The sequence below is a fragment of the Pseudomonas urmiensis genome (assembly GCF_014268815.2).
Taxonomy (GTDB): Bacteria; Pseudomonadota; Gammaproteobacteria; order Pseudomonadales; family Pseudomonadaceae; genus Aquipseudomonas; species Aquipseudomonas urmiensis.
Genome location: NZ_JABWRE020000001.1, coordinates 2,083,016 through 2,104,466, shown reverse-complemented (window position 1 = coordinate 2,104,466; position 21,451 = coordinate 2,083,016). Strand labels below are relative to the sequence as shown.

The 21,451-nt window shown below is 61.8% G+C and carries 18 protein-coding genes; 7 read left to right on the top strand and 11 right to left on the bottom strand.

Annotation, left to right across the window (positions count from 1 at the left end; translation table 11 throughout):
• Positions 1-25 precede the first annotated feature (25 nt).
• Positions 26-916, top strand: a complete 891-nt coding sequence (locus HU737_RS09260) for a universal stress protein (RefSeq protein ID WP_186554540.1) — start codon at positions 26-28, stop codon at positions 914-916.
• Positions 917-967: 51 nt separating this feature from the next.
• Here the strand turns inward: HU737_RS09260 and HU737_RS09255 are convergent, their stop codons facing one another.
• The 4 genes from HU737_RS09255 to ptrR all read right to left on the bottom strand — a co-directional run bounded on the left by HU737_RS09255 (position 968) and on the right by ptrR (position 3,847).
• Positions 968-1,489, bottom strand: coding sequence for an acyloxyacyl hydrolase (locus tag HU737_RS09255; RefSeq protein WP_186554541.1), 522 nt, complete (start codon positions 1,487-1,489; stop codon positions 968-970).
• Between the two features lie 162 nt (positions 1,490-1,651).
• Positions 1,652-2,398 (bottom strand): phytanoyl-CoA dioxygenase family protein, encoded by a 747-nt coding sequence (locus HU737_RS09250; protein ID WP_186554612.1) that lies wholly within the window; start codon positions 2,396-2,398, stop codon positions 1,652-1,654.
• Positions 2,399-2,453: 55 nt separating this feature from the next.
• A complete protein-coding gene (locus HU737_RS09245; protein WP_186554542.1) occupies positions 2,454-2,897 on the bottom strand; it encodes a carboxypeptidase regulatory-like domain-containing protein in 444 nt (147 codons plus the stop codon).
• 83 nt (positions 2,898-2,980) lie between these two features.
• On the bottom strand, positions 2,981-3,847 hold the full coding sequence (ptrR, locus tag HU737_RS09240) for a putrescine utilization regulator PtrR (RefSeq protein WP_186554543.1): 867 nt from the start codon (positions 3,845-3,847) through the stop codon (positions 2,981-2,983).
• A 106-nt stretch (positions 3,848-3,953) separates the two neighbouring features.
• On the opposite strand from ptrR, the gene HU737_RS09235 reads away from it, so the two are divergent.
• The gene (locus HU737_RS09235) at positions 3,954-5,339 is read left to right on the top strand and encodes an aldehyde dehydrogenase family protein (protein WP_186554544.1); all 1,386 of its coding nucleotides are present in this window, start codon (positions 3,954-3,956) and stop codon (positions 5,337-5,339) included.
• A 45-nt stretch (positions 5,340-5,384) separates the two neighbouring features.
• Here HU737_RS09235 and HU737_RS09230 read toward each other — a convergent pair whose 3' ends face one another.
• Complete coding sequence (locus HU737_RS09230; RefSeq protein ID WP_186554545.1) at positions 5,385-7,298, bottom strand: DEAD/DEAH box helicase; 1,914 nt, start codon at positions 7,296-7,298, stop codon at positions 5,385-5,387.
• 77 nt (positions 7,299-7,375) lie between these two features.
• On the bottom strand, positions 7,376-8,275 hold the full coding sequence (locus HU737_RS09225) for a helix-turn-helix domain-containing protein (protein WP_186554546.1): 900 nt from the start codon (positions 8,273-8,275) through the stop codon (positions 7,376-7,378).
• 151 nt (positions 8,276-8,426) lie between these two features.
• Here HU737_RS09225 and HU737_RS09220 point away from each other — a divergent pair, with 151 nt between their 5' ends.
• The 3 genes from HU737_RS09220 to HU737_RS09210 are packed head-to-tail and all read left to right on the top strand — an operon-like array spanning position 8,427 to position 12,233.
• The gene (locus HU737_RS09220) at positions 8,427-9,785 is read left to right on the top strand and encodes a glutamine synthetase family protein (protein WP_186554547.1); all 1,359 of its coding nucleotides are present in this window, start codon (positions 8,427-8,429) and stop codon (positions 9,783-9,785) included.
• Positions 9,786-9,834: 49 nt separating this feature from the next.
• Positions 9,835-10,923: a polyamine ABC transporter substrate-binding protein gene (locus tag HU737_RS09215; RefSeq protein ID WP_186554548.1), complete on the top strand. Its 1,089-nt coding sequence runs from the start codon at positions 9,835-9,837 to the stop codon at positions 10,921-10,923.
• Between the two features lie 14 nt (positions 10,924-10,937).
• Positions 10,938-12,233: an NAD(P)/FAD-dependent oxidoreductase gene (locus tag HU737_RS09210; RefSeq protein WP_186554549.1), complete on the top strand. Its 1,296-nt coding sequence runs from the start codon at positions 10,938-10,940 to the stop codon at positions 12,231-12,233.
• An 18-nt stretch (positions 12,234-12,251) separates the two neighbouring features.
• Here HU737_RS09210 and HU737_RS09205 read toward each other — a convergent pair whose 3' ends face one another.
• The gene (locus HU737_RS09205; protein ID WP_186554550.1) at positions 12,252-12,557 is read right to left on the bottom strand and encodes a helix-turn-helix domain-containing protein; all 306 of its coding nucleotides are present in this window, start codon (positions 12,555-12,557) and stop codon (positions 12,252-12,254) included.
• A 300-nt stretch (positions 12,558-12,857) separates the two neighbouring features.
• Positions 12,858-14,801: an acyltransferase family protein gene (locus HU737_RS09200; RefSeq protein WP_186554551.1), complete on the bottom strand. Its 1,944-nt coding sequence runs from the start codon at positions 14,799-14,801 to the stop codon at positions 12,858-12,860.
• Between the two features lie 229 nt (positions 14,802-15,030).
• Here HU737_RS09200 and HU737_RS09195 point away from each other — a divergent pair, with 229 nt between their 5' ends.
• On the top strand, positions 15,031-15,708 hold the full coding sequence (locus tag HU737_RS09195; RefSeq protein ID WP_186554552.1) for a DUF3313 domain-containing protein: 678 nt from the start codon (positions 15,031-15,033) through the stop codon (positions 15,706-15,708).
• Between the two features lie 71 nt (positions 15,709-15,779).
• On the opposite strand, the gene HU737_RS09190 is transcribed toward HU737_RS09195, so the two are convergent.
• Together HU737_RS09190 and HU737_RS09185 are read right to left on the bottom strand one after the other, a co-directional pair.
• Positions 15,780-17,087: a serine/threonine transporter gene (locus HU737_RS09190; protein WP_186554553.1), complete on the bottom strand. Its 1,308-nt coding sequence runs from the start codon at positions 17,085-17,087 to the stop codon at positions 15,780-15,782.
• Positions 17,088-17,265: 178 nt separating this feature from the next.
• On the bottom strand, positions 17,266-18,642 hold the full coding sequence (locus HU737_RS09185; protein WP_186554554.1) for an L-serine ammonia-lyase: 1,377 nt from the start codon (positions 18,640-18,642) through the stop codon (positions 17,266-17,268).
• A 146-nt stretch (positions 18,643-18,788) separates the two neighbouring features.
• Between HU737_RS09185 and HU737_RS09180 the strand changes: the two genes are divergently transcribed.
• The gene (locus tag HU737_RS09180; protein WP_186554555.1) at positions 18,789-19,724 is read left to right on the top strand and encodes a LysR substrate-binding domain-containing protein; all 936 of its coding nucleotides are present in this window, start codon (positions 18,789-18,791) and stop codon (positions 19,722-19,724) included.
• 17 nt (positions 19,725-19,741) lie between these two features.
• Here HU737_RS09180 and HU737_RS09175 read toward each other — a convergent pair whose 3' ends face one another.
• Complete coding sequence (locus tag HU737_RS09175; RefSeq protein ID WP_186554556.1) at positions 19,742-21,439, bottom strand: sulfatase-like hydrolase/transferase; 1,698 nt, start codon at positions 21,437-21,439, stop codon at positions 19,742-19,744.
• Between the last annotated feature and the right edge of the window lie 12 nt (positions 21,440-21,451).

Sequence of the window (21,451 nt, the reverse complement as noted above, 5' to 3'; positions counted from 1 at the left end):
GGGCTGCCACACGAGGAGGTGTGCGATGAGCCAGTTCAAGCGCATGTTCGTCATGCTCGGCCCGCAGATGCGTTACTCACCCGCCTTGCAGCGGGCGGCGGCGCTGGCCGAATCCAGCGGTGCCTTGCTGGATGTCAACGTTTTCGTCGACGATGTCGACACCTTTGGCCTGATGAGCGATGGCAGCGAGCGCGAACGTCTGTTGACCCACAATCGTCTGTGGCTGGCGGACGTTGCCGAGCAGCTGCGTAATACCGGTCTGGATGTTTCCACCGAGCTGCTGCTGACCCGCGATCCCCTGGGCAGTGTGCTGGAACAAGTCGAACGCCTGGGCTGCGATCTGCTGGTCAAGGATGTGCAACACGAGCCGGTGCTCAAGCGGCTACTGGTAACCCCCTTGGACTGGCAACTGCTCAAGGACAGCCCGGTCGCCGTGCATCTGGTCAGCGAAATCCGCCTGCCGCTACCCCGGCAAATCGCTGCAGCAGTCGATCTCAATAGCCACGGCGCCGGTGAACACCTGGACGAGCAGGTCATCCACAGCGCGCGTGCGCTGGCCCTGCAATGCAATGCCGAGCTGCATTTGCTGCATGTGTGCGATGCGTCGAAAACCCATATCGCCGACTTTGGCGCAGGCACAGTGACCATGCCTGGCTTCGACGCCAGTGTGCGGGTCGCGCAACGGACCGCGTTCAATCGATTGGGTGATCATCATGAAGTCGCCCTGGAGCGGAGGCATTTCCTCGAGGGGCCGGCGATCAGGGCGATTGCCCAGTACATCAGTCATAGCCGGGTCGATGTGATCGTCATGGGCAGCCATCGGCACGACGCCATGCAGACCTTCCTGGGCGGTACCACCGCGCATGTGCTGGAACATCCACTGTGCAACGTGCTGGCGATCAAGGCAGTGCACTGAAGGCACTGGCGAACGTTCAGGCAGGGCGATTACCGCCCTGCCTGCCAGGTATCAGAAGCCTTTGCTGTAGAACAGCGAGTACGACTCGATGCCGTCGTTAGGCTGCTTGATGCCGGCGTTGGAGTAATGCATCGCGCGGATGCCAACCTTCTGCTCGCCCGGCAGCTTCAGGCCAAAGCCGATGCGGTCTTCGAAGTTGACCGCAGAGCCCAGGCGTTGGTCGCCAACGTCAGTCTTGGAGAACGCTGCCAGGCCAATGCCCGCCTCGATGTAGGGGGTGTAGGTGAAGCCGCTGAACTCGTAGACGAATACCGGGCTGAACGACAGCGAATGGGCGCCGCTGGCCTCACCGCCTTCCCAGTAGGTGTAGGCGGCATCCCAGTAGCCGGTCAGGTGGCCAGTGCTGCTTTGCAGCCATTGTTTGTCCCAATCCCAGGACAGGCCGATACGGTAGGTCATGTCACCTTGGCCGGTGGCGCCAACAGCGCCGGACACTTGTGCGGCGTGGGCCAGATTGGCGCCAGCGAACGCCAGGACGGCGGCCGCCAGCGTGGTGGCGAGACGGGTTTTCATCAATGACTCTCCTGATGGTCTTCACGGACATCGGGGGCTTGAGCCCCTCATTTTTCGCTTGTCTACCTGGGCATCCCGCCAAGTAACAAGGTGCAATACTTCTCGGATTATCGACTAGATGGTCAGGAAGTTGAAAGTGGATTGCCACTATTGGCTAATAGGCTAATCGTATTCCGATTCGGCGTGCTCACCGAGTAACCGCCGTTGCCGGGCAGTGGCTGCGGCGAGCACTTGAGGGTTGAACTGCCAGCTCAGGTACGGGGAAAACTTCTGCGCCACCATGCGCCGGCCATAGTGCACCTGGAGCATGTCGCGCACCTGTCCAGCACTGCTGTTGGCCGCGCCGCGGTGCCAGAGGTCACTGCGAAACACCAAGACAGTACCGGCCCGACACAGCAGCGCCTGGGCGCCCTGCCCTTGCCAGCTGTCCTCGCCCGGCTCTGGCGCTCGCCCCGCGCGATGACTGCCTGGCACTACCCAGGTTGGGCCGATGGCCAGGTCGATATCGCACAAATACAGCTGCGCCGTGATGATCTGCATGGGCAGGCTGAAATCGTGCTGGGCGTAAAGCCACGGCGGCAATTGCATCGGCAGGTGATCCAGATGCAATGGCAGGCCTGGATAGCCAGGATGACTGCGCCAAGCGGTCTGGCCGATGATGTGGCAATCGTCGCCCAAGGCCGCTTCGGCCAGGCCGATAAGCGCCGGTAGGTCGAGAAAACTCAGCCACAGCGGGCTGCGGTTGAAGACGCACTTGTAGTGTTCGAGCAGGCCTTGGTAGTCCCAATGCAGTGGCTGCAGGTCGTCGATCGCGCAGCGTATCAAGGCGATCTGCAGCGCATCGAGCACGTCACGGATGAGCACAAAACCGTCGTCGTGCAGCGCTTGCAGCTGCTCCTGCACACCCATCGGGTTACCCTCCGGCGCCAGGAGCACATCTGTACTCCTGGTTATGAATGGGCATTCAACGCCAGTTCAGATTGACCTTCGCCGGCGCCTTGCCGTCAATACTCACTTGCTGCTGGACGGTCTGCCCTTGAGCCTGGCCGATCACCCGGTAATGCCCCGGTGGCAGTTGCACGTAGATCATCGGGCCAACGTCCTGCAGGTTCAGCAGCGGCTGGCCCTGGCCACTTTGAATATCGACCGCCGCCCCAGTCTGGAACTTGCCTTCGGGGCCGGTCGACAGGGTGATGTGCAGGTTGTAGCCCTGGGTTTGGCGCAAGGCGTTGGCCTCGTCCTGGCCGATGCCACCTTGCAGATAGCGGATGCCGTTCTGCTCCTGCGGCTGCAGTTGCACAGCCTGCGTATCGATTGGCGCGTTGAGGTCTGCGCCAGCGGCCAGCGTCCAGGGTAGAGCCAGGCCCACCAGCAATGCCGCACACAGGCTGTAATGATGGTTGCGCATGGTGCACTCCTCCATCAACGGGATGCTTACCCTATGTTCGACGCTGCGCCGCGCCTGGCGTTGCGCCATGGCGCGACCATCGGTCAGGCAGCGCGGCGCTCTTCCAGCAACTTGATGAACATGCTCAAGCTGCGCGACACCGTCCCGCGGCGCCACACCAGCCAGGTTTTGAGATAGCGAAAGTCCTGCGACAACGGCCACACACTCACCGTGCTCACCCCTGGCATGCTGTCGAGCATGCTACGCGGCATCAGTGCCAGGCCCGCACCGGCGCTGACGCAGGCAAGCATGCCGTGGTAGGACTCCATCTCGTGGATCTTGCCGGGCACCGCCTGATCCTGTACGAACCAGTTCTCGAAGTGATGGCGGTAGGAGCAGTTGGCGCGAAAGGCGTAGATGCTCTCGCCATTGACCTCGCGCGCCCGGCTGATCGGTGCATGGTTGAGCGGCGCGATGACCACCATCTCCTCCTCGAACACCGCCATGCCTTCCAAGGTCGGGTGCAACACCGGGCCGTCGACGAATGCCGCGACCAGTCGGCCAGACAACACCCCCTCAAGCATGGTGCCCGAAGGTCCGGTAGAGAGGTCCAGATCGACCTTGGGATAGCGCTGGTTGTAGGCCGCCAGCAGCACCGGGATGCGAACCGCGGCGGTGCTTTCCAGCGAACCCAGGGCGAATGTGCCTTGCGGGTCTTCACCGGCGACGGTCAGTCGGGCTTCATGCACCAGGTCAAGAATGCGCCGGGTGTATTCAAGAAAATTCCAACCGGCCGGCGACAGGCGCAGCCGGCTTTTTTCGCGGATGAACAGCTCGACGCCCAGGTCCTCCTCAAGCTGCTTGATACGGGTGGTCAGGTTCGACGGCACCCGATGAATCTGCTGGGCGGCCGCGCTGATGCTGCCGTGCTCGGCCACGGCCTTGAAGATTTCCAGTTGCACCAAGTCCACTATCTTTCTCCAAACGTGAATGTTTCGCTCATTATTATTCAGTTTTCAATAATGATGCACACCACTAGTCTGGCGTCACTCACCAACAACAACGAGGCGCTCTGCCATGAGCCAGATCACTAGCCTGACCCACGCCATCTCCGTCGACCCGTACAGCGGCGAGCAGATCGGCCACTACCCATTCGACACCGACGCCGCACTGGACGCGGCGCTGCAACGTGCCAAGGTTGGCTTCAACCTGTGGCGCAAGGTGTCGCTGGGTCAGCGCAGCGAATACCTGATCGCTCTGGCAGATGCCCTGCAAGCCAACCACGAAGCCCTGGCGGTGATGATCAGCCGCGAAATCGGCAAGCCGATCAGCCAGGCCCGTGGCGAAGTGAGCAAGTGCGTTGGCCTGTGCCAGTGGTACGCCGAACACGGCCCAGCCATGCTCGCCCCGGAGCCGACGCAGATCGAAAAAGCGCGTATCGAGTACCGTCCACTGGGCCCGATCCTGGCGGTGATGCCGTGGAACTTCCCCATCTGGCAAGTCCTGCGCGGCGCCGTGCCTGCGCTGCTGGCCGGTAACACCTACGTACTCAAGCACGCACCCAATGTGATGGGCAGCGCCTACCTGCTGCTGCAGATCATCCAGCAGGCCGGCCTGCCAGATGGCAGCTTCGAGGTTATCAACGTCACCCCTGATGGTGTCACTCGCGCCATCAATGACCCGCGCATTGCTGCCGTGACCCTGACCGGCAGCGTGCGCGCCGGCATGGCCATCGGCGCCCAGGCCGGTGCTGCGTTGAAGAAATGCGTGCTGGAGCTGGGCGGTTCAGACCCGTTCATCGTGCTGGCCGACGCCGACCTCGATGCTGCCGTCAAAGCCGCGGTGATCGGCCGTTATCAGAACACCGGCCAGGTCTGCGCCGCGGCCAAGCGCCTGATCGTCGAAGACAGCATCGTTGATGAGTTCACCCGCAAATTCGTCGAGGCGACCCGCCAGCTGAAGGTCGGTAACCCGCTGCAGGACGACACCTACATCGGCCCGATGGCCCGTTATGACCTGCGCGACGAGTTGCACGGCCAGGTACAGGCGACCTTGGCTGAAGGCGCAACCCTGCTGCTCGGCGGCCAGAAAGCCGAGGGCGTCGCCAACCTCTACCCGCCGACCGTGCTCGCTGGCGTGACCTGCGAAATGACCGCGTTCAAGCAAGAGTTGTTTGGCCCAGTGGCGGCGATCATCGCAGCGCGCGATGCCGACCACGCGGTGGAACTGGCCAATGACAGCGAGTTTGGCTTGGCCGCGACCATTTATACCGCCGATGTTGCCTTGGCAGAACGGATGACTGCTGCACTGGATACCGGTGGCGTGTTCATCAACGGCTATTGCGCGTCCGATCCGCGGGTGGCGTTCGGTGGCGTCAAGAAAAGCGGGTTTGGCCGCGAGCTGTCGCACTTTGGCGTGCGTGAGTTCTGCAACGTGCAGACGGTTTGGTTGGATCGCAACTGATTGTTTTGCGTTGGCAGTTGGGGCCGCTTTGCGGCCCCAACCTGTTCAATCGCGCACCTGATCCTTGACCCAATCGAGCATTCCCCCAGGCACAATCAGTTCATGCCTGGCCCGCGAACAGGCGGTATACAATCCGGCCAACATCCGCGCCCGCTCGTTGCGGTTGTTGCCGGCGCCAGGCGCAACCATCAGCTCAGGCGACACCATCACCCGGGCGAACTCCATGTTCTTCACATCCCTTACCCGACCTAGAAACAGCTTGGGCGCCTTGTCCCAGCGGTAGCGGCTCTTGGCCTTGGCAAAGTGTTCCGGGCTATAGCCTTTGCGCAGCATGTTGGCCACCGCAGCGAAGGCCTTGTCGTCACCCTTGTCCTGCTCCAGCGCTTGCCAGCTGGCATAGCGAAACAGCATGTTGTGCCGTGGTCGGGTGCCATGGCGGTAGAGTTCGATACAGTCTTCGACGAACAGCTCGAACTCCTTGCGTGCGCCTTGGAGCAGCACGAACGGCACGCCCTGATGGGTAAGGCGCTGGAACCAGCCAAACAGCCCCCATTCATCGTCAACCAGCAACGCCGTAGGTTGCTCGGGCACCGTCACCGCATCGAAGAAACTCACCCGCGTGTAGTGCTCGGCGCTGCCGGTGAACGCCGCCTGGATAGCCGATGGGTGCGCCAGGATCAGCGGATTGAGCACGCCCTCCATCGCCGGCCCCGCTCGCAACGAGTGATCGATGCAGCGCTGGCGAATGAAGCTGCCGTGGTGCGGGCTCAGGCCATTGAGGTTCTGCAGGTCATCCCCTAGGGTGATGATCGCCTGGGGGCTGCGGTCGAGCACGGCAAGCATCGGCGCGGATAACTCATGGGCTTCGTCGACGATGACATGGCTGAATTGGACATCGATGACTTCGCGCGTCAGCGACAGCAGCTTGACCCGATGGTAGTCGCGCACCGGTAGCTGGATCTCCCGCGCCGAAGGGCGGATCAGTTGTTGCCAGTACAGGCGCGCCTTCTCCAGCAACACCTCCTGATCCAGCGGCGAGAATCCCGGCCCCATCCATGGCAGATGCTGCAAGCCAATAACCTCATCAGCGCTGCGGCAGAAGCTGCGCACGGCCTTGATGCACAAGGCAACCACCTCACGAGCAGCCAGCGGGCCGATATCGGGGATACCCAGCCACTGCACCACCTGCGACTCCTGTGGGCGCCAGGACAGTTTGCTGCGGTAGGCGTCGCGCAGGCGCCAGCCATTGCTGGTCAGGTCGCGATTGAGGATTTCGTCGGCCAACTGGCCGAACGTCAGCGCAGTGAACGCCGAAGCGTCCTTGACCCGCGCCTGCAAGGCGCGCAACTGGCCCTCGGTCATGGCCAGCAACAAGGTGCGCTGGGGGTCGAGCAAGCGCGCGAATTGATGGATCAGGAACGTCTTGCCAGTGCCGGCGAACCCTTGCACGGCTACCGATTCGTCGACACCGGAGAGAAATTCGCGCAGCAGGCGATTCTGCTGGTCGCTCAGACGCAGGTCGCTGGACAGCGACGGCAGGCTGACAGGGTGCAGCGGCGTTACCAACTGGCGGTAGCTATCGGCGAACAGGAAGTTCCAGCCGCCCTCACTGTCGCGCCAGTCGGCAGGATCGACTGGCGTCTCAGGGCTCAGCAGGCCAATGCCGTTTTCTCCGAGCATGCCCAGCCCCATGGCGAACGCCTCGGCGTCGAAACGCATGGCTACTTGCGCCTGGAACTGCTCGGGGGCGGCAGCATGCACTTCATCGGCGATGCGCAGCATTTCGGCAAAGCGCCGTTCTTGGGCCTCCACCGAGGGTTTTCCTTGCTGGCGCGGCAGGTTCTGAATGAACAGCACGCTGGCCGTTTCCGGCAGGCTGGCCTGGGGAAGAAATTCGCCGGCGCAGGCCTCGCTGGCGAGGCGTTCGGCTTGGTCGCTGGTCAGTGGCAGATAGAACATCGGAACCTCAGGGAAACTGCCGGGCACCATACCAATATTTACCGGGGCATGCAGGATTGTCTGCGCTGGCGCAGGCCTCAACCCCTTGCCCGGCGCAGCGTCTCACTCGGCAACTCGCCAAACAACTGGCGATAACTGTCGGAAAACCGCCCCAGATGCCAGAACGACCAACGCATCGCCACTTCAGCCACTGTCAACTCGCCCCCACGCAGCAGGTCTCGCCGTGCTCCGTTTAGCCTGCGCAAACGCAACCAATGAGCCGGTGGCAGGTTGGTGAAGGCTTTGAACGTCTGCTGCAACTGGCGCACCGAGACCCCGGCAACGTTGGCCAGCTCCACCAGGTTAAGCGTCTCGTCCGGGCAATCCGCCGCCCAGTCACTGACCCGCCGCATCACCGCCCGCGCCTCGCCACGCCGCTCCAGGGCATCGCCCTGCAGCCGTTGGCTGGCGTTGTCGAGGATGAACAGGCAGTCCTCCAGCAATTGCTCGGCCAGCGCCCTGCCCTCCAACGGCGAATCGGCTTGGCCCAGGCGCGTCAGGGTGGCGCTGAGCCAGCCGCCGAACAGCGCGTTCTGCACGCTGTCCAAGGGCACCATGAACAAGCCTTCCAAGCGATTGACATCCAGCCCATGGCGTTGCAAGAAGCCTTGATCGAACACCACCGCCACTTCCTGGTAGTTCTCTGGGGTGATCCAGATATTGCGGCTCTCTTCATTGAGCACGTAGAGGCTGTTATCGCTGCGATCAAAGCAAAACGTCAGCGACCCGCTGGGCGCGCGGAAGAACTGCTCGACCCGGGTATTGAGGCGTTCTTCGTAGACTTCCACGCCATCGAGCCCCAAACAGCGCAGCTGACCGTTGAAATGCCCGGGGGACATTTGCCGGTATTGCTGCTGCCAGCCCGGGGTGGCGCGCACCTGTTCTGTTACGTCGCTGGTGTTGAAAGCCTGGACCTGCAAGGCATGGGGCGTTGTCACGCGATGTCCTATATGCACTCTTTTGGTGCATTCATTGCCGAAGGAAGTGGATAGATCAACCCTGTGGGCTGCGACCAAGATAGCCCTCAGCGCATCAGCTGGGAAGATTCCTTGAAACGATGTGCCACCAAAACCCAACCAAGAGGTCTGTATGAACGCCCCTTTCGATCAGCTGTCCACGTGGCTGAAAGAACACCGCATCACTGAAGTCGAATGCGTGATCAGCGACCTGACCGGCATCGCCCGCGGCAAGATCGCGCCGACCGCCAAGTTCCTCCATGAGCGCGGCATGCGCCTGCCAGAGAGCGTGCTGCTGCAGACCGTCACCGGCGACTATGTCGACGACGACATCTACTACGACCTGCTTGACCCTGCCGACATCGACATGGTCTGCCGCCCCGACCCTAGTGCGGTGTACCAGATCCCGTGGGCGATCGAGCCGACCGCGATCGTGATCCACGACACCTTCGACAAACAAGGCAACCCGATCGAACTGTCGCCGCGCAACGTGCTGAAAAAGGTCCTCAAGCTGTACGCCGACAAAGGCTGGCAGCCTATCGTCGCGCCGGAGATGGAGTTCTACCTGACCAAGCGCTGCGAAGACCCGGACTTGCCCCTGCAAGTGCCACTGGGCCGTTCGGGGCGCGCCGAGAGCGGTCGGCAGTCGTTCTCCATCGATGCCGCCAACGAATTCGACCCACTGTTCGAAGACGTCTACGACTGGTGCGAAATCCAGGGGCTGGACCTGGACACGCTGATCCATGAAGACGGCCCGGCGCAGATGGAAATCAACTTCCGTCACGGCGACGCGCTCGACCTCGCCGACCAGATCACCGTGTTCAAGCGCACCATGCGTGAGGCGGCGCTCAAGCACAACGTCGCCGCGACCTTCATGGCCAAGCCGATTACCGACGAGCCGGGCAGCGCCATGCACCTGCACCAAAGCGTGGTCGACATTGCCACTGGCAAGCCAATCTTCGCCAACGACGATGGCAGCATGAGCGAGCTGTTCCTGCATCACATTGGCGGCCTGCAGAAGTACATCCCCAAAGTGCTGCCGATGTTCGCCCCCAACGTCAACTCGTTCCGCCGCTTCCTGCCCGATACCTCGGCGCCGGTGAACGTCGAGTGGGGCGAAGAAAACCGCACCGCCGGCTTGCGCGTGCCGACCTCGAGCCCCGAAGCGATGCGGGTCGAGAACCGCCTGCCGGGCGCCGATGCCAACCCGTACCTGGCCATCGCGGCGAGCCTGCTGTGTGGCTACCTGGGCATGGTCGAGAAGATCGAGCCGAGCGCAGCGGTCCAAGGCCGTGCCTACGAGCGGCGCAACCTGCGTCTGCCGATCACCATCGAAGACGCCCTGCAGCACATGGAAGACTGCGAAATTCTGCAGACCTACCTGGGCCGCCAGTTCGTCCAAGGCTATGTGGCGGTCAAGCGTGCCGAACACGAGAACTTCAAGCGCGTGATCAGCTCCTGGGAGCGTGAGTTCCTGATGCTCAGCGTCTGATCCGCAACACTCGCAACAGACCCAAGAAAAATACCAATGAGGTGTCGACATGCGTCATTTGCACTCTTTGCTTCCCGCAGCATTCGCCTTGCTGTTCGGCGCGGCCGCCCAGGCCCAACCAACGGTCAGCGTATACAACTGGACCGACTATATCGGTGACACCACCCTGGCGGACTTCCAGGCCAGCAGCGGGATCAAGGTGGTTTATGACGTGTTCGACTCCAACGAAACCCTGGAGGGCAAGTTGCTGGCCGGACGCACCGGCTACGACGTGGTAGTGCCCTCCAACCATTTCCTGGCGCGCCAGGCCAAGGCTGGCGCGTTCCTGCCGCTCGATCGCAGCAAGCTGCCGAACTTCAAGTACCTGGACCCTAAACTGCTCAAACAGCTTGAGCAGAACGACCCCGGCAACCAGTACGCGGTGCCCTACCTGTGGGGCACCAACGGCATCGGCTACAACGTCGACAAGGTCAAGGCAGCCCTGGGCATCGACAAGATCGACTCCTGGGCGGTGCTGTTCGAACCTGAGAACCTGAAAAAGCTGCAAAAGTGCGGCGTGGCGTTCATGGACTCGCCGGACGAACTGTTCCCGGCAATGCTCAACTACCTGGGCATGGACCCACGCAGCGAAAAGGAAGACGACTACAAGAAGGCCGAGGCCCAGTTGCTCAAGCTGCGCCCCTACATCACTTACTTCCACTCCTCCAAATATGTCTCGGACCTGGCCAACGGCGATATCTGCGTCGCCTTCGGTTACTCCGGCGATGTGTTCCAGGCCGCCAACCGCGCGGTGGAGGCCAACAACGGCGTGAAAATCGCCTATAGCATTCCCAAGGAAGGCAGCAACCTGTGGTTCGACCTGTTGGCAATTCCCAAGGATGCCAGCAACCCCGACCAGGCCCTGGCCTTCATCAACTACCTGCTCGACCCGCAGGTGATCGCCAAGGTCAGTGCCACGGTCGGCTATGCCAATGCCAACCTTGAGGCCAAGGCCCACATGGACCCCTCGCTGGTCAACAACCCCGAGATCTATCCTCCCCAGGAGGTGCTGGACAAGCTGTATGTCTCCAGCACCCCGAGCCCGAAGATCATGCGCGTCATGACCCGCTCCTGGAGCAAGATCAAATCCAATCGCTGAGCCGAGTACGCGCCATGTCCCTTGATACTCACCACACTGCCTCCTACTACGCTGCCAGCGCGCGGGCGACGACGCCCTACCCTGCACTCGAAGGCGCGCTCATTGCCGATGTCTGCGTGGTCGGGGGTGGTCTTACCGGGGTCAACACCGCCCTGGAGCTGGCCGAGCGCGGGCTTTCGGTGATCCTCCTGGAGGCCCGGCGGATTGGCTGGGGCGCCAGCGGGCGCAACGGCGGCCAGCTGATTCGCGGCATCGGCCATGACGTCAGTGGCTTTGCCCGCTACGTCGGCCAGGACGGCGTGCGCTACCTCAAGCACGCCGGGATCGATTCGGTCGAGTTGGTCCGCCAGCGCATCGCCCAATACGACATCCAGTGCGATTTGCACTGGGGCTTTTGCGAACTGGCCAACACCCCGGCGCAGTTCGCTGCCTTCAGCGATGAACAGCAAGAGCTGGCCAGCCTCGGCTACCGCCACGAAACGCGCCTGGTCAGTGCCGAGCGGATGCATGAAGTGGTCGCCAGCGAGCAGTACGCAGGTGGCCTGATCGACATGGGCTCAGGGCACCTGCACCCACTCGACCTGGTGCAAGGCGAAGCCCGCGCAGCCGCAGGCCTGGGCGTACAGATCTTCGAGCAGAGCCCTGTGCTGCGCATCGAGCACGGCAGCACGGTAACCCTGCACTGCGCCCGTGGCAGCGTGCGGGCCAAGAGTCTGGTACTGGGTTGCAACGCCCACCTGGACGAACTCGAACCACGCCTGAGCGGCAAGGTACTGCCCGCGGGCAGCTACGTTGTAGCCAGCGAACCGCTGCCAGAGCAGTTGGCCAAGACGCTGATCCCTCAGAACATGGCGATGTGCGACCAGAAAGTCGGCCTGGACTACTACCGCCTCACCGCCGACCGCCGCTTGTTGTTCGGCGGTGCCTGCCACTACTCCGGGCGCGATCCCAAGGACATTGGCGCCTACATGCTGCCCAAGGTCCTCAAGGTGTTCCCGCAACTGGCCGGTGTACGCATCGACTATCAGTGGGGCGGCATGATCGGCATCACTGCCAACCGCTTCCCGCAAGTCGGTCGGCTCAGCCAGTATCCCAACGTCTACTACGCCCAGGGCTATTCAGGGCACGGCCTGAATGTCACCCACTGGACCGCCAAGCTGTTGGCCGAAGCCATCGCGCTCGGTCATAGCCAGGGCTTGGATGTATTCAGCGCAGTCCCGCACCTGACCTTCCCGGGAGGCAAGGCCCTGCGCTCGCCGCTGCTGGCGCTGGGGATGATGTGGTACCGGCTGCGCGAGGTGCTGGGCTAGCCTGCGACGGGCAGCGCTTCAAAGAATGGCCTGCAGCCCCTTGTCAGCAATGACATTGAGCAGCTTTAACGCAGGCCCGGCTGGCCGTGTTTCGCCCTGCTCCCACTTGCGTACAGTGGACGCGCTGGTATGCAGATGCAGGGCGAAGACCGGCTGACTGAAATTGAGCGTTTCGCGCAAACGGCGGATATCCAGCGCGCTGAAATCGCGCACCGGCGCGGGGCAAATCGCCTCGAAGTCGCGCAGCGTAACCTTGCCCACCGCCCCTGCTTGATGCAGTGCAGTAAGGTCATCACGCAACGACTCAATAAGTTTGCTGCTCACAGCACACCTCCATCAGTACACCTGCCCTGAGGGCCTTCGCCAAGGCAGCAGCAGATAATTCGAGAAATACCCTGCCGGCAAATGTGAGTCGGCCTTAACCATACCCTTTACGGGTATAGTTTCCAATGATGGGCAGCAGTGATAAGTCGGCGGAATCAGGGCGCATTGTGGGAAATTTCAACGGCGCAGCCGTTGCCCTAACTGGTCCGGCGTTATGGGCAAATCGAACGGGCACAGGTACCCCACATTGCCCGTGACACTGCTCAGTCAGCCAGTGCACGCAAACAGTAGAAGATTGTCTTAGTTCGACCGGTCAGCTTTGCCGGGCGCGTTGGTGCTGACCACCTGCGGCCGAGGATCCTTGAGCAGTGAATACCCCCGTTCCAGCAAGGTCTGGCCGATAAACCGCGAGCCGACCTCGTTCAAATGGCCGTTATCCAGATACAGCAACTTGCCATCGATCAACGGACTGCACAGGCCATTGGGGCAAATCACTTGGTTGGGGTCGATGAAGCGCACCTGCGGATACTTGCCGCGAATCTGCGCCCAATACTGCGGTAGTGGCGTCTCAGCGGCTTCACACGGATGCTCAAGGCCAAACATCAGCCGCCGTATCGGGCAGGTCGCGGCTTTGTCGATCGGCTGGTTTCTGAGGATCACGATCACCTGCCCGCTGCTGGCCACCACCCGCGCCAGACTGGCCTCGATCGCCGGCCCAACCGATTCGTTGTTCGGCCAGTTACCCGCCAGTACCACGTAGGGATAACGCTTGGCCTCGATCAAGGCGTACACCCGTTGGTTTCGTTGAGCGCAATGATCGGCGTAGGCCCCTGGCATGCCGCCGTTGTAGCCCAGCACTGGCGCACAGGAGTCGAGGGTGTAGTCCATCAGGCTGATGCCGTCTGGGCGTGCCAGGATATCGACCATGCCGCTGAAATGGTTGGCCACCGAATCGCCGACCAGGATGCCGTCGATAGCCGCTTTCGCCGCACCAAGGCGGCAGGTGTCATCCGGCTCGGTGCGGTACAGCCCGCTGGGCACGTGACAGCCGCGGCGAATCTCTGCTGGCCGCTCCAGGGTCATCGCCTCCAGGGCCAGCACCTGCGGGCTGAAGCGCTGCGGGAAGCCGCTGAACTGCTGCGTGACCCCTGCCAACAGCGCCAAGCCCAGGGCCGGCACGGCGAAGCGGCGCGCGAACACCTGGGCGAAACCAAGCTTTACGCCACTGCGGCGCATGGGTTTTTCCACATAGCGCCAGGACAGCCAGGCCAACAGCAGCGCGCCGGCGACCACCCCACAGCCAAGGGCAAAGGTCATCGGCACCTCAAGGTAATTGAGGTAGGCAATCAGCGGCCAATGCCATAGATAAAGCGAATACGAGATCAGCCCGACGAACACCATCGGTCGGCAACCGAGAACCGGCGAAGGACCGCCGCTGACCCCGGCATGGATCAGCAATGCTGCCCCCAGGCACGGCCACAAGGCATTCAACCCTGGGAACGGCGCGCCCTCGCTAAGCAGCAATAGCGACGAGCCAATCAACAGGTAGCCAAGCAGCGAACACCCCAGCGATGTCATCCGGCCAACCCGCGGCGTATGTTGCAAGTGCCAAATACCCAACCAGCCGCCGAGCATCAGTTCGAAAAAGCGGGTTGGCAGCAAATAGTAAGACGCCGTAGCGAACACCCCAGTCGCATACTGCGAAACGCCTATCGCCAGCACCAGCCCGCCCCCCAGCACCCACAACAAATGCCGTGGCGCCACGCGATAGACCAACAGCACCAGCAATGGCCAGACCACATAGAACTGCTCTTCGATACCCAGCGACCAGGTATGCAGCAGCGGCGCTTCACCGGCGTCGGCGGCAAAGTAGTTGCCGTACTTGAGCCAGATGAAGATGTTCGACACCCCCAACAGGGCGAACAGGGCATTGGCGTTGAGCCGCATCAGGTCTACCGGTGACAGCAAGAAGGCGCCGAGCACCACGCACACCAACAGCACCGTTGCCAGCGCAGGCACGATGCGGTTGATCCGTCGCTGATAGAAGCTTTTGAGCGAGAAGCTACCTTGACGCACCTCCTGGAACACTTGCGAGGTGATCAGGTAGCCGGAGATGACAAAAAAGATGTCGACGCCGACGAAACCGCCCGGCAACAACGAGGTGTTCAGGTGATGCAGGAACACGGCAATCACCGCCACCGCGCGCAAACCGTCAATATCGGAGCGGTAACTTTCCTGACGCATGAGTGATCATCCTTCGAAAAAGGCGTCGAGGCAAAATGCCACCTTTGATATGTAGTACGACTGTCGCTCGCCGCCAAGGAGAAAAGTCAAAATGCCGACAATCGGCAGCGGCACACGCTGATCAGCGAAACACAGCCGCCATTTTTATGACTGCCCAGGCTAAAGCTGGCCAAGCGCCAAGCACCTGCTAGCGTTGTTCTGGCCGTCCCCTCAATGGATGCCCTACATCATGAAATCACTGCCCCGCGCCACCCTGCTGTGCGCCGCCCTGCTAGCCCTGGCGGCATGCTCGAGCAACCGTGTCGATCCTAGCCAGTACTCAGGGTTTCTCAACGATTACAGTCGCCTCCAGCCTGCCGAAAGCATTTCCGGCCAGCCGGTGATGCGCTGGATTGACCCCAACATCAAAGCCCGCGATTACAACCAGGTTTTCATCGAGCCGAGCCAGTTCTATCCCAAGCCGCAAGCGACATCGGTGATCTCGACGCAAACGCTGCAAGCCATCACCCGCTACTTCAACGACGCCATGCGCCGAGAACTGGGCAGCGTGATGACCTTGGCCAAGGCACCTGGGCCAGGGACTATCGTGGTGCGCCCGGCCATCACCGCGGTATCGACCCATACCGAGGGCCTGAAGCCTTATGAAGTGATCCCGATCGCGCTGGTCGCCGCGGCGGTGAACACGGCCGCTGGTGGGCGTGATCAGGCCGTGGATATCGCCGTGGAGGCGGCCTTCCTGGATGGGGCTAATCAGAAGGTGCTCGCGCAGGTGGTGCGCAAGGGCAGTGGCAAGGAGTTGGAGAACGACACCCAGCAATTGACCCTGGAAGACGTCAAGCCGGTGCTCGATGGCTGGGCGAGCGACATGCGCAAGAGCTTCGTTGCGCTCAAGCAGAAGGCCCGTTGAACAGCTGAGCGCCATTGCTCAGGGCGGTTATTGCAGGCCTTGGGGCTGCTATGCAGCCCCAAGGCCTGTGATCAGGCGATAAAGCTATAGAAGATCGCCGACAGGGTAATCAGCCCCACCAAGGTCACGAACACGTTCGACAACGTGCCCGAGTATTTGCGCAGCGACGGCACCCGGCGCACGGCATACATCGGCATGAGGAACAGCAAGCAGGCAATCACAGGCCCGCCCATGCTCTCGATCAGCCCCAGGATGCTCGGATTGAGCGTCGCCACGATCCAGCAAGCCAGCACCATGAACACGGCCGTGATCCGCTCCAGACGCTTGGCCGGCCAGGCCTTGCCCTGCCCGCGCAGGCTCTTGACGATCATCCCCTGGAAGCCCTCGCTGGCACCGATGTAGTGGCCCAGGAACGACTTGGTGATCGCCACCAGGGCAATTAGCGGCGCCACGAAGGCAATCACCGGCGTCTGGAAGTGGTTGGCCAGGTACGACAGCACGGAAATGTTCTGCTCCTTGGCCGCAGCCAGGTCGGCCGGGCTCAACGCCAGCACGCAACTGAAGCAGAAGAACATCACCGTCAGTACCATCATCAGGTGTGCAGTGGCCAGGGTACGGCCACTCTTGCGATCGGCAGCTGCGCCGTAACGGTGTTTCTGATCGACAGCGAACGCCGAGATGATCGGCGAGTGGTTGAACGAGAACACCATCACCGGAATCGCCAGCCACAGGGTCAAGAGCAGCTTCGATGCGCTGATACCCTCGTTGGCTTGGGCCAGAAAGGCACCGTTCCAGTTCGGGATCAAGCTCAGGGCGAGCAGCAACAGCGACGTCACGAACGGATACACCAGCACGCTCATGGCCTTGACGATGATCTGCTGACCGCAGCGCACCACGATCATCAACCCGCAGATCAACAACAGCGACAGCACTGCCCGCGGTGGCGCAGGGACGTGCAGCTGATGCTCAAGGAAGCTGGTCAAGGTGTTGGTCAGGGCGACGCTGTAGACCAGCAGGATCGGGAAGATGGCCAAAAAATACAACGCGGTGATCAGCTTGCCAGCACCGGTGCCGAAGTGCTCCTCGACCACTTCGGTGATGTCTTCGTTGCCGCCTTTGCGCCCTGACAGGACGAAGCGCGTCAGCGCCCGATGCGCATAGAAGGTCATCGGAAACGCCAGCAGCGCCAGGATCAGCAGCGGCCAGAAACCGCCCACTCCGGCGTTGATCGGCAGGAACAAGGTGCCCGCGCCGATCGCCGTGCCATACAGGCCCAAGGCCCAGGTGGTGTCGTGGCGGTTCCAGGTGGTCGAGCCGACGGCAGAAGCCGGGGCAGCCGAATCCGCACGAACAGTCGTGGTGCTTTGTACATCGGTCATCAGATATCGCCTTTGTAGTTGTTTTTGTTGCTGGTACAGCAGGTGTTGCAATAGAGGCGTTGCGCCGCGCTTGCTGTGCAAGCGGGCCTGGGCTGCGAGCCGTCAGAACAGGCAGCAAGGTTGACCCTTGAGCCTCAATCGCAGCGCAAGCACGCTTACACAGCAAACGCTGCGCAGATCAGCACTCGACGAAGGCGACGGCCAGGCCGCCGCGGGAGGTTTCCTTGTAGTTGGCGTGCATGTCGGCGCCGGTGTCACGCATGGTACGAATCACCCGGTCGAGGGAAATGAAGTGTTCGCCATCACCGCGCAAGGCCATCTGCACGGCATTGATCGCCTTGACTGCGGCAATCGCATTACGCTCGATGCAGGGCACCTGGACCAAGCCGCCAACCGGATCACAGGTCAGGCCAAGGTTATGTTCCAAGGCAATTTCAGCGGCATTTTCCAACTGCGGGGGGGTTGCCCCGAGCACTTCGGCAAGACCTGCCGCGGCCATCGAACAGGCCGAACCCACCTCACCCTGACAGCCCACTTCGGCTCCTGAGATGGAGGCGTTTTTCTTGCACAAGATACCCACCGCCGCAGCCGCCAGCAGGAAGGCGACGACATCGTCATCGCATGCGCCCGGGTTGAACTTCATGTAGTAATGCAGCACCGCCGGGATGATCCCCGCAGCACCGTTGGTTGGCGCGGTGACCATGCGCCCGCCGGCCGCGTTTTCTTCATTGACCGCCAGGGCGAACAGGTTGACCCACTCCATGGCGCTCAAGGTCGAGCCGATCACGTTGGGCTTGCCGATCTCTTGCAAGCTGCGATGCAAGCGCGCGGCGCGGCGCTTGACCTTGAGACCTCCCGGCAAGATGCCCTCATTACGCAAACCGTTGTCGACGCATTCGCGCATCGCCGCCCAAATCGACAGCAGGCCTTGGCGGGTTTCGCTTTCAGGCCGCCAGGCACACTCGTTGGCCATCATCAGTTGGCTGACACTCAGCCCATGCGCCTTGCACAGTGCAAGCAGTTCGGCGGCGCTGGAAAATTCATACGGCAGGCTGATCTGCTCGGCGCTGCTTTGCGGGGCATCGATTTCGTCTTGTTCGACGATGAAGCCGCCGCCCACTGAGTAGTAGGTCTGACTCAGCACCAGGCCCTGCTCGCCTTGTGCCTCAAGGGTCATGGCGTTGGGGTGATACGGCAGGTTTTCATCCAGCAGCAGCATGTCGCGAGCGTAGTTGAAGGCAATCGGCTGGCGGCCATCGAGCATCAGGCACTGCTCCTGCATCAACTGATCGATGCGTGGCTCGATACTGTGCGGATCGATCCGATCAGGCCACTGCCCCATCAGCCCCAGCAGGCAGGCACGGTCGGTGGCGTGCCCCACGCCAGTGGCAGACAGCGAGCCATACAGGCGCACCTCGACCCGTTGCACCTGGGCCAGCAGACCACGCTCACGCAAGGCCTGGGCGAAGGTCGCTGCCGCCCGCATGGGCCCCACGGTATGGGAGCTGGAGGGGCCGATGCCAATTTTGAAAAGGTCGAAAACACTGATAGCCATGCTAATGCCTGACCGTGGCGGCCTACTGCACCGGCCAACGGCTCTCTGGAAAAATTGAACGGTATTGCCAAGTTGGGCGATACTGCCGCTCTCAACTGATAATGACCAACGAAAGTTTCTAAGCAAGCCTTTAGCAGGACTAAACAATGAGGCGGCAACTTAATGGCCAGATGTATGTCTGGCTGCATGTGTTCGCGTGTGCCGCGCGGCACCTGTCGTTCACTCGCTGCGCCGAGGAGCTGCACATCACTCCTGGTGCGGTCAGCCAGCAAATGCGCCAGCTCGAAGAGCGCCTGGGCTACCGGCTGTTTCTGCGTCGGGCGCGCGGAGTGGAGCTGTCTGCCGAAGGCCAGCGCCTGGCACAAACGGTGGCCGAGGCCTATGGCAGCATCGAGGCGGAGTTACTGCGCCTGGATGCCGGCGAGATCCGCGGCACCTTGCGCCTGCGTTCGATCCCCTCGTTTCTTGCCAAATGGCTGACGCCGCGCTTGCCGCGTTTCCAGCAACGCTACCCGGACATCGAGTTGCGGCTTGTCGCTGAAGACAGCAACCAAGCGCTGCATCCGGATGATTTCGACCTGGCCATTGACCTCAACGACGGCAGCTATCCAGGCATGCTCTCCACGCCGCTACTGGATGAGCAGATCTTCCCGGTCTGCTCCCCGGCGCTGCTGCGCGGTCGCCCGCCGCTGCACGGGCCGACTGACCTGATGCACTATCCGTTGCTGCACGACATTACCGCCTGGCGCGGCAGCTCGGAGTATGCCGAATGGGAGTTCTATCTAGAGGGCATCGGCGCCGCTGGGCTGGATGTGAGGCGCGGGCACACCTTCAACCGCAACCACCTGACCATCGAGGCGGCGATTGCCGGGGTTGGCGTGGCCATCGCGCGGCGCACGCTGCTCAACGACGAATTGGAACGCGGGGCGTTGATCGTGCCGTTCGGGGTGCCGGTGGCCAATCATAAACGCTACGTGCTGCACTACCCACCAGGCGGGCTGAGCCAGCCGGGCGCGCGGGCGGTGCATGACTGGTTGGTTGAGGAGGCCCAGGGGTTCCGGGCACTCCATCCGTTGGCTTGATCAGGCGAATGCAGTACTCACTGCGCCGCCACAGTGCCCTTCTCGACCACCACCGGCGTGACGATCTGGCCCAGGTCGATATGGCGGAAATCCGGCTGCGCACCCAACCGAGCGTTGAACCGTACATTGAACGTGAATGGATCCTCAGTCGGTACATCCAGGGCGCGCCCATACACCTGCCCTACCCCCGCGCTGTCATAGCCCATCAAACGCAGCAAGGTCGGGAAGATGTTGTAGTGGCTCGAAGCGTTGCGGTTCTGCTCCAGGTGCGCCTGCCAGTCGAGGGTCTTGAGGCCCTTGCCTTGGATGATCACCAGTGGCACCAAACCTTCCTCAGGCACCGGATCACTGTCGCAATGGGTATTGAGCCCTGGGTTGCCGCGCTCGTGCAGGTCCTGGCCATGGTCGGAGGTGTAGATCACCACCGCCTGGCTCAAGTCGGCTTCGGCGAACAAGCGGCGGAAGAACTCGCCAACGCTCCACAGCACGCTGTTTTTATAGGAGTTGCGATACAGCACCCAATCCTCGCTACGTCCATCGAAGCCTTCACGCGTGCCTGAGTCGGCCACGTCGGCAAAGCGTCCACGCGGCAGCGCCGGCTGATACTTCATGAACTCATTCGGGTACTTGTCGTGCACCGGAAAGTGCGCACCCACCTTGTTGATGACGATCAACTGCGCCTGGCCATCGTTGAGCAATGCGCTGAGCTTGGCTACCGCTGCCATGTCACGCTGTAACACGGGCGTGTCATCAAACTGAATGAACTGGTCGATATCCTGCTTCTCAGTGGCGGTCATCAGGTTCTGCAGATTACCCGCAGTGCGCTGGCCGTCGATGTACACCGTGCGTAGCCCGGCTTGCTTGGCGTACTGCCAGATCGAAGGCAGGGTCGAATTGATCCGCAGGTAGTCCTCGCGGGTGCCGCCATAGCGCAACGTGATGTTGGTATCAGCACTACAATTGGCAATGGATGCGGCATAACCGTAATTGAAGATGTCTGCCTTGGGTTGCAACTGGGCCAGATGGCTGGTCACCCCGCCCGCCGCATTGACGTCCAGGTAGTTGCCGGAAATGCTTTCGTCGATCACCAGCACGATGTCTCGCGCCAGCGGTGCACCGCTGCGTGCCAGGCTTACGGGTTCGCGCGGGCCGACATTGTCGCTCAGCGTTTCATAAGTGAGCAGGCTCATGTAGGCCAGCGGCGTGTACATCACCGGCAGCCCGCGCGCACCTTCGCCAGCGCGCACGAACAGCACGCTGATCAGCAGCAGCAAGGCCAGTACTGGCGCGGCAATCGGCAACCACTGCGGCAGGCGCGGCGCCGGGCCTGGGCGCAGGCCGACACCCAGGAGCAGCAACAGCGATTTGGCCAACGCCAAGGTAATTGCGTAGTGGTATTGCTGCAGCGCTTCGCCGACAAAACCGCCGGCATACACCATAGAGACGAATGCGCTATAGGTCATGTACGAGTCAGTAATGCGGGTATAGGCGTCGAAGAACACCGCACTGACCGCCAGCGCCAGTGCCAGCGGCCAGCGCAGCCAGGCCGGTCGTATCCAGGCGGCCAGCAGCAAAGCCACTACCAATACTGCGAATACGCCCAGGAAAAGTACCAGCGGCAGGCCTAGGCCCAAGGCATCTATGCGCTCCAGGTAATAGGCATGAAAGGAGCCAAGATAGATAAGCACCAACAGCAACTTGATCCACCCGCGCATGATTTGGCCCCT